We start from the raw sequence: 9,173 nt of genomic DNA on the forward strand, positions 1-9,173 counted from the left end.
AGTGAAGATTTAACAGGATTATTCAACAGCTAACACACTACTCATATTCTTCTTTCGATAAACAATGGTAGTCAGTACCAACGGAATGATAACGGCCACGAGCATAGCTAATGCATAAATTGCCCAGAATTGTGGTTTAATCGAAAGGATACCTGGCAGACCACCGACACCAATACCGTTTGCTAATACACCACTCAATCCACAAATTAATCCAGCGAAACCAGAACCAATCATGGCACAGAGCATAGGGTATCGATATTTGATATTAATACCATACATAGCAGGCTCAGTAACGCCCAAATATGCGGAAATCGCTGCGGGCACAGATAACTCACGTTCATTATGCTTTTTGCTAATTAAAATAATGCCAACAACCGCTGAACCTTGAGCAATATTAGATAATGCAATAATAGGCCAAATCGGTGTCCCACCTATACTTTGAACCATCTGCATATCAATGGCTAATGTGGTTTGATGAATACCTGTGATAACCAACGGCGCATAAAAGAATCCGAATAAAGCCGCGCCTACAGGAGCAAAACTTCCCGTCATCAATGCCTTAACAACCCAAGCAACTCCATCCCCGAGTAACCGACCAAACGGCCCAATCAGGCTATGTGCTAAAAAGGTTGCTAAGATCAATGAAACGACAGGAACAATCACCAGATAGAGATAACTAGGAACCACCCGTTTTAACTGAATTTCAATCCACCCCAAAGTAATGCCAGCCAACAATGACGGAATAACTTGTGCCTGATAACCGACTTTATTGATTGTGAATAAGCCAAAATTCCATATATCAGGAATATGTTGCCCTAACTGATAAGCATTCATAAGTTGAGGCGACACTAATGTTATTCCTAATATAATTCCTAATATCGGTGTTCCCCCCATTGTCCTGACTGCTGACCAACAGATACCCACCGGCAAATAGAAGAAAATAGCCTCACCTAACAACCATAAAAAATCATATATCGTTTTCCAGACAGGATACATCTGGACTAAAGTTTTACCATCACTGAATGGAATATCACCAATAATATTACGGAAGCCCAGAATAAGCCCTCCGCTAATTAATGCCGGTAGAAGAGGAAAAAATATTTCTGCAAACTGAGAAATAATTCGCTCTTGCCATTTCATATTTTTTTTCTTAGCCTGCTTTTTCTGAACTTGCTGTATATCTTGCTTACTCAATTCAGATTGACCAAGATAGCTATTTAAAACCTGATAATAATCATCAACGTTAGTGCCTATCACGACCTGGAACTGCCCTGCATTGGTAAAACACCCTTTAACCATCGGCAGATTTTTTATTTTATCTGTCATCGCCTTAGCGGGTTCAACCAATACAAACCTCAACCGAGTAATACAATGAGTCACACTGGCTATATTTTCACAACCACCGATTAATGTAATTAGTTTTTCAATATCTTTAGAATTTATTTTATTTTTCATCATAGCCAATCATTATAAGTTAGTATCAATCACTAATTAGCATGCTTAGTAAAGTAATTTCATCCTAATATCATTCAGTAATGCTTGTCATGGGAACGTTCCCAAAAATGCGTTAAAGATCACATTGAAATTGCAATATTCTTACTTTTAAGCCAATTTACTGGGAACGATTACCTGTTGTTTTGGGTATTGTCGATTTATCTGAGCCATCAATTGATGGGCCGCATACTTACCTGCTTCACTATAGCCCAAATCCACAGAAAGCGTATTAGGGTACAAAAAATTCAGCAAGGGTGTACTGCCAATACTACCTATCTGTATATCTTCCCGGTTATTTTGCTGCAAATACTTATATGCTCCCAACGCCAGGCTGTCTGTTGCACAGATTAAGGCCGTAGTTTCCTTTCTTAATACTTTGTCAACATGTTGAAACCCGCTCTGATAGCTTAAATCACATTGAACAGAAAGTGGGCGTAACCCTTTCTGTTCACAGCAATTTAAATAGGATTGATGACGACGAAAACCTGTTGTGGTATCACAATCACGTACACCAAGAAAACTGATATCTCTGTGATCCCGCTGGTAAAGTTCATTCATTAGTAAGCGAACAGCGCCCGCATCGTCATAACATATGGAAGAAAAATCAGCATATTCACGTGCAAATACCACTATTTTTTCACGCCAGGGAAATAAGAATTCTTCTGACAATCCTGTGAAACCAAACAAAATAACACCATCCGCATTACGTAACGCCAATTGGCGTAGATGTTCCTGTAAAAGCTGCGGATTAAAATTACTTTCCATAATAATAGGATCATAACCATGCTGATAAAATAGGGGTAACATCGTACTTATAGATAGATTTTCCGAAAAGGACCCCAACCGTGACACAATTAAGGCAATAATTTTGTCACTTTTCACCCGCATCGCTCTCGCAGATTTAGAGGGAATAAAGTTATTTTGGTGAATAATCGCTTCGACTCTTTCACGTACCTGTGAACTTACACTACTTTCATTGTTTAATACACGCGATACAGTTGATTTACTGACATTAGCCAAGCGTGCTATATCTTTTATTGTTAACTTGTTCGACATGATATCTCATAAAAATATTATTAAAACTATCCAGTTTCTTATAAAAATTTCATAAGAAACTGGACCTATATTGTTAATAATTATGAGCTTTAACCTGTGGCCGCAAGAAGATGGCAGGAAAAGCAACTAAAGCCATTACCCAGAAAATTCCACTGTGCAGATAATCATACATAAATCCTGCAACTACCGTCATGACAGCAATAGCGCCCCCCATTGCTAACGCAGAATAAGCCGCCTGCAATCGAACAATTTCCTCTTCCTTTCTGGCACCGATAAAACGCATTGCCGCCAAATGGCAGACAGTGAATGTGCCACAATGCAGGATTTGCACGACAATCAATACCGGCAATTCAGTGAATGTTGCCATCAATCCCCAACGAACGACACCACATATACCAGAAAGCAGCAAAAGGTCACGGGCACTCCAGCGACGGAATAATTTATTACTCAGCGTAAAAATAACAACCTCAGCTACTACTCCTAAAGACCAAAGATAACCAACTACCGAGGCAGAGTAACCCAATTTTTCCCAGTAAATTGCACTGAAACTATAATATCCCGCGTGGGCGCCCTGCAATAAAGCCACACAGAGCAGGAACTGACATATCGGTTTTTCAGACAACAACTGTTTAAATGACACAACATCAATTTTGTCTGATTTGACTTCACTAGCGGGCATGATGGAGGGTTTAAGCAATGTCACCAACAGCGTTGACAAGACACTGAACAGCATAGTGATAAGAATGGCATAATGGCCCCAGATAGAGATCAATTCCCCGGTCAACGCTGAACTGATAATAAACGCAATCGAACCCCAGACCCGTATTTTGCCATAATCAAAAGGAAATTGTTTTTGCCATGTTCCCGCCAGCGCATCTCCCAACGGCATCATCGGTGAAAAAAACAGGTTGAAACCAATCATGACGAACAGAAGCCATGCCCAGTGATTTCCCAATGTAAAACCAACAACGAAAATTAAGGTCAACAATGCCAATATACGCAACGCAACAATAAGTTTCGCAGGATTTTTAACCGTAGGCGCTATCAGTAAGCTGCCCAGGAAACGAGAAACTAAACCTGCACCCAATAAAACCCCTATCATATCAGGTGCTATACCTTCACCCTGAAGCCAAACAGCCCAAAAAGGCAAAAATATCCCGTAAGAAAAGAAATACGTGAAATAATCTAACGCCAACCAACGTGTCGACTGAATAACCATCAATCCCTCCTGGTTAATAATGCAAAAAAACCTGCTCGACACTAACTTAAGCAAACAAGGTTAGCTGGAGCAGGTTTTAATAATTATTTATTAAAATTATTATTTATGCGTAAACCGGATATTCTGCGCAAATAGCCAGAACTTTTTGCTTAGTCGATTCAATGATCGCTTCATCATTGATGTTGTCCAGTACATCACACATCCAGTCAGCCAGTTCCTGAGCTTCTGCTTGTTTGAAGCCACGGCGGGTAATTGCAGGAGTACCAATACGTACACCGGAAGTCACAAATGGGCTCTTCGGATCATTAGGTACGCTGTTTTTGTTTACGGTAATGTTTGCACGGCCCAACGCAGCATCAGCATCTTTACCAGTGATATTTTTGTCAACCAGATCCAGCAGGAATAAGTGGTTCTCAGTACCACCGGAAACTACTTTGTAGCCACGCGCCAGGAAAACTTCAACCATTGCTTTAGCATTATCAGCAACTTGGTGTTGATATGCTTTGAATTCTGGCTCCATAGCTTCTTTCAATGCAACGGCTTTACCGGCAATAACATGCATCAAAGGTCCACCCTGGCAACCCGGGAATACAGAAGAATTCAATTTCTTATACAGCTCTTCGTCGCCACCTTTTGCCAGGATCAAGCCACCACGTGGGCCCGCTAGTGTTTTATGCGTCGTGGTAGTCACAATGTGGGCATGAGGAACTGGGTTAGGGTAAACCCCCGCAGCGATTAGGCCAGCAACGTGTGCCATATCAACGAACAAATAAGCGCCAATACTGTCTGCAATTTCACGCATTCTTGCCCAATCAACAACACCAGAGTAAGCAGAAAAACCACCGATAATCATTTTTGGTTGGTGTTTTTGAGCTTGTGCAGCGATATCGTCATAATCAATTTTACCGCTATCATCGATACCGTAAGGCACGATGTTATATAACTTACCAGAGAAGTTAACCGGAGAGCCATGAGTCAAATGACCACCATGTGCCAAATTCATCCCCAACACAGTATCACCTGGTTGCAGCAAGGCCATATAAACTGCCGCATTCGCTTGAGAGCCTGAGTGAGGTTGAACGTTGGCATAATCAGCACCAAACAGCGCCTTAGCGCGATCAATAGCCAATTGTTCAACAACATCGACATATTCACAACCGCCGTAGTAGCGTTTACCCGGATAACCTTCGGCATATTTGTTAGTAAGCTGGGAGCCCTGTGCCTGCATAACTCTTGGGCTGGTATAGTTTTCAGAGGCAATTAACTCGATATGTTCTTCCTGACGAACAACTTCTTGCTCCATCGCCTGCCATAGTTCGGGATCATAATTAGCAATATTCATTTCACGCTTTAACATTGGGTTCTCCTGACTTAGCTAACTTCTCTTCAAACAACACCCCAAAGGGCAGAATGGCACACAGTGTAAACCCTTTTCACAGAATGAGATAGTCTTGACAAAATATTTTACGCAAACGATTGCATGCCAATTGCAACAAGATATCGGTTTTTTCAGACATAACAAAAATTTCCTGCATTTTGGATCATTATCGGAATTTGTGACCTCGGGTAGTCTTAGCCTCAATGTAAGTATCTTCTGCAAATATTTTTTTACCGTAAAGGCCACATTTTATATTTACAAAATCCTCAAAAAGCTATAAGTTGCATTTAATTTACATGTTATAGCTTTCATGATCACTTGAAAGAAATTCAGGAGTTTCAACCATGCTGGATAGTCAAACCATTGCAACTGTCAAATCTACTATTCCACTGCTCTCTGCTACTGGCCCGAAACTGACCGCCCATTTTTATGAGCGGATGTTCAAACATAATCCTGAGCTGAAAAATATTTTTAATATGAGTCATCAACTCAATGGCGATCAGCGTGAAGCCCTATTCAATGCTATTTGCGCCTATGCAGCCAATCTTGATAATCTGGCAGCCCTCTTGCCGGCAGTTGAAAAAATCGCTCATAAACACGCCAGTCTGAATATTCAACCAGAACATTATCAAATTGTCGGTACTCACTTGCTGGCAACATTGGATGAAATGTTTCAACCGGGAAATGAAATTCTGGATGCCTGGGGAAAAGCTTATGGTGTGCTGGCTGATGTTTTTATCAATCGTGAAGAGCAGATCTATCATAGTGGCGAATCGACAGATGGCGGCTGGCGTGGCTTGCGTCCATTCCGTATCAGCCGGAAACAAGTAAAAAGTGATGTCATTTGCAGCTTTGAGTTTGTGCCGCAGGATAGCGGGAAAGTAATGGACTATAAACCCGGCCAATATTTGAGCATTTATCTAGAAGATGATAGCTTTGATAACCGCGAAATTCGCCAGTATTCACTGACAACAGCACCAAATGGTTCCAGCTATCGAATTGCGATCAAACGAGAGCCACAAGGAACAGTTTCCAACCATATGCATGATAAGATGCAAGAAGGTGATACCGTTTGGCTGGCTGCTCCACGCGGAGATTTCTTCCTTGATATTAAACCAGAAACCCCCGTGACTCTGATTTCTGCTGGTGTTGGCTTGACACCGATGATGAGTATGTTGCATCAACTCCACCAACAAAATCATAACAGCCAGATTAACTGGTTACATGCAGCAGAACATGGTGGTCATCACGCATTTACCAACGAAGTCGCAGCCATTGCACAGGCAATGCCGAATCTTAACAGCACAATTTGGTACCGCGAGCCAAGAAATGAAGATCAGCAAAGTGTTCATTACCAACACAAAGGTTTTATGGATCTGGCAGTTCTGAATGGTGCGCTAAAAACTGAAGGTATGCATTTTTATTTCTGTGGCCCAGTTCCCTTTATGCAATATGTAGCGAAGCAGTTATTAGAGATAGGAATTGATAAACAATTTATCCACTATGAATGCTTTGGTCCGCATAAAGTGATTTAAATTTTCAGTTTAGTATTAAAAACGTTATACGGTGAAAATAGCCAATAAAGTGAACTGAACAGAAGCTATACCCAATAGATTTCAATTTGCAGCACGGCGGCAAGTGAACGCATCCCCAGGAGCATAGATAACTATGTAACTGGGGTAAGTGAAAGCAGCCAATAAAACAGCAACTTGAAAGATGAAGGGTATACTTTAATTTATGGACTCTGATGTTCAATATTTATGTGTATTGAATGTGCTTAATGTGACTGAAAAAACCAATTCATCACTATTTTAGAGACTTTAATGGAGTTTATTTATCATGGAGCCCATCCCGCTGGACGTCAGCTCCATTGATTTCAAAAATCATGGGTAAACTTACTTTGACTGGCAATTAATTTTGCCCCACAAGCGGTTCACATTCCTTCAAGCGCAATCGATTTTCCTTTATATTTTAAAGCGTCAGCACCCTGAATAATAGGAAATACACCTTTGCATTGAGGGCACTCCACCCAATCACCTTTACCCGCGATAGGAATACCCTTGTGAGTATAGTCATCAATAGCGGTAATCACCTTACCGCCATGATCTGTCGTATCACCCAGCAGAATAACCGCTTTTGACATTAACGTTCTCCACCGTTTTTCAATTGGAAAATAGCATCATTTCCCATCACACCTCGGTAATTAATGGCAATAATCCTAAGTTCACCAACTGAATTTCAACATCATTGGATTTATCAATATCGTCCTGATTTTCACCGTCAAAAATGCCTTTCTTGGTGATAATCAGAGTACCTACCTGTTCATTATTATGCTGCACCGGAAGCACATCCTCCGCCATAGGCAGATAGGATTTATCAATAATACGGGGCTGGTAAAGCATCCAGCCAACACTGAGGCGGTCAGGGAAAACTTGTTTGCCTTTTAAGGTATATTCATTCGACTCCACCTGAATATTAGGTGAATTACGGCTCAAGGCCAAATAGCTAACTAGGTTAATTAACCGCAATACATCAAGCTGCTGACTGTCAATATTTAAATTCAATTGCAACCAAACCCAGTTAGGGCGAACACTTGGCATTTTGCTATAATCTATGCCGCTAGATAATTCATCCTTTTCACCATCCCATATCCCAGTAATAAGCGCTGGAAAATCTTTTTTATAATCTTTTTCAAAGTTTTTTATGGCAACCTCAGTTGGCCCCTGTTCATCAAACACAATATATTTTAGTGCTTCCTTTCTGGAGTAACCTGTTAAGTACCAAGTTTTTTTCTGGTCAAAAAATACATCAATTTGCCGTGTGATATTAAACAAGTCCATTAATGCCATATTAGCGGTAATGGTTTCCTGCTGTTGATAATATACATTGATTTCTAAACGAATTATCGCCATGTTGACCTCGGATTAAACTAAATTGTCGCAGGGGGTATAGTGGACACTGATATTTTTATATTTACTAAACAGTACCTTAAAATATCCATAACTGATCGGCTGTAAAAAGTGCCATTCCACATGAGGGGTACCATCCAGTACATCACAAACCGTTTGATGCCTTTCTGCTTGATTTCTAGCTGAATAACGGCCTCTCCACCATTTTTTAGGTTTATTATCCTTAAAAAACTGGTCATACCGCGCTTTGGCCTCCAGAAATAAGCAATACGCGGGTCGCCAACCATCAAAGGTCACTTTCAGACACTGAAATTCCTGGATCATCTGTATAGTGGGATCATATTTCGTTTGGGCAATAAATCGCTGATAATTAATCGTGATGGCGCTCCAGCGGCTCACCTTGCGATATTTTTCACTCGTCACCGGAATAGCCAGGCAAGCCTTGCACTCCCTTTTACTCTCCGTTTTTTCACATTCTTCCGCCTTAGACTGGGCCTTCGCCTGAACCGCACTGGTATCAACGGATTCTTCCTCTAAATCATCATCCTCCCAAAAATCCGCATGGGCTTCAGCACTCCAGACGATATTTCTGTCTTCATCCGTGATTTCAGGACTTATCACAAAATCCATTTTCTTACGGTGAATATGTTCATCGTCTTCGACCGGTTTTTCCTTACTTGCTTCCATGATACCGACAGCAATTAATACCCCAGCACAGGCACTGGCGACATATTCAGCCGCACCCACTGCGACAGGGGCCACTAATGGTATTGGCATATTAACGTCTCCTGTTTATCTTATTTTTTGCAATACAAAGAATATCTTTAAACTATTGCTCCAGCTCCTGACCAGGAATTCAAATGCCCCGGATTAAATTCACATTAACTGACAAGAGTAAACTTATGCTGACTGGCAATTAATTTTGCCCCACAAGCGGTTTGCATTCCCTCAAGCGCAATCGGTTTCCCTTTATATTTTAAAGCGTCAGCCCCCTGAATAATAGGAAATACACCTTTGCATTGAGGGCACTCCACCCAATCACCTTTACCCGCGATAGGAATACCCTTGTGAGTATAGTCATCAATAGCGGTAATCACCTTACCGCCATGATCTGTCG

At 41.1% G+C, this 9,173-nt stretch carries 9 protein-coding genes; 1 reads left to right on the forward strand and 8 read right to left on the reverse strand.

From position 1 onward, the window contains the following. Nucleotides 1–18: 18 nt before the first annotated feature. The 4 genes from treB to glyA form a co-directional block, all read right to left on the reverse strand. On the reverse strand, nucleotides 19–1,458 hold the full coding sequence (gene treB, locus C5469_RS14720) for a PTS trehalose transporter subunit IIBC (RefSeq protein ID WP_422615861.1): 1,440 nt from the start codon (nucleotides 1,456–1,458) through the stop codon (nucleotides 19–21). 144 nt (nucleotides 1,459–1,602) lie between these two features. Then, nucleotides 1,603–2,550 carry a trehalose operon repressor TreR gene (gene treR / locus C5469_RS14725; RefSeq protein ID WP_166308089.1) on the reverse strand — a complete coding sequence of 316 codons (948 nt, stop codon included), beginning with the start codon at nucleotides 2,548–2,550 and terminating at the stop codon, nucleotides 1,603–1,605. Nucleotides 2,551–2,623: 73 nt separating this feature from the next. Continuing rightward, nucleotides 2,624–3,769, reverse strand: coding sequence for a 3-phenylpropionate MFS transporter (locus C5469_RS14730; protein WP_166308092.1), 1,146 nt, complete (start codon nucleotides 3,767–3,769; stop codon nucleotides 2,624–2,626). 103 nt (nucleotides 3,770–3,872) lie between these two features. Continuing rightward, a complete protein-coding gene (gene glyA, locus C5469_RS14735; RefSeq protein WP_166308095.1) occupies nucleotides 3,873–5,126 on the reverse strand; it encodes a serine hydroxymethyltransferase in 1,254 nt (417 codons plus the stop codon). Nucleotides 5,127–5,491: 365 nt separating this feature from the next. Between glyA and hmpA the strand changes: the two genes are divergently transcribed. After that, nucleotides 5,492–6,682: an NO-inducible flavohemoprotein gene (hmpA, locus tag C5469_RS14740; RefSeq protein ID WP_166308098.1), complete on the forward strand. Its 1,191-nt coding sequence runs from the start codon at nucleotides 5,492–5,494 to the stop codon at nucleotides 6,680–6,682. Nucleotides 6,683–7,080: 398 nt separating this feature from the next. On the opposite strand, the gene C5469_RS14745 is transcribed toward hmpA, so the two are convergent. The 4 genes from C5469_RS14745 to C5469_RS14760 all read right to left on the reverse strand — a co-directional run. Next, nucleotides 7,081–7,290 carry a PAAR domain-containing protein gene (locus tag C5469_RS14745; protein ID WP_207629058.1) on the reverse strand — a complete coding sequence of 70 codons (210 nt, stop codon included), beginning with the start codon at nucleotides 7,288–7,290 and terminating at the stop codon, nucleotides 7,081–7,083. A 46-nt stretch (nucleotides 7,291–7,336) separates the two neighbouring features. Beyond that, on the reverse strand, nucleotides 7,337–8,059 hold the full coding sequence (locus C5469_RS14750) for an Imm52 family immunity protein (RefSeq protein ID WP_166308101.1): 723 nt from the start codon (nucleotides 8,057–8,059) through the stop codon (nucleotides 7,337–7,339). Between the two features lie 12 nt (nucleotides 8,060–8,071). Continuing rightward, a complete protein-coding gene (locus C5469_RS14755; protein ID WP_166308104.1) occupies nucleotides 8,072–8,833 on the reverse strand; it encodes a restriction endonuclease fold toxin 5 domain-containing protein in 762 nt (253 codons plus the stop codon). A gap of 104 nt (nucleotides 8,834–8,937) precedes the next feature. After that, nucleotides 8,938–9,173, reverse strand: a 236-nt coding sequence (locus tag C5469_RS14760; RefSeq protein WP_166308107.1) for a PAAR domain-containing protein, incomplete at its 5' end; no start/stop codon positions are given.

Origin of the sequence: Photorhabdus cinerea (assembly GCF_011189575.1) — a bacterium.
GTDB lineage: Bacteria > Pseudomonadota > Gammaproteobacteria > Enterobacterales > Enterobacteriaceae > Photorhabdus > Photorhabdus cinerea.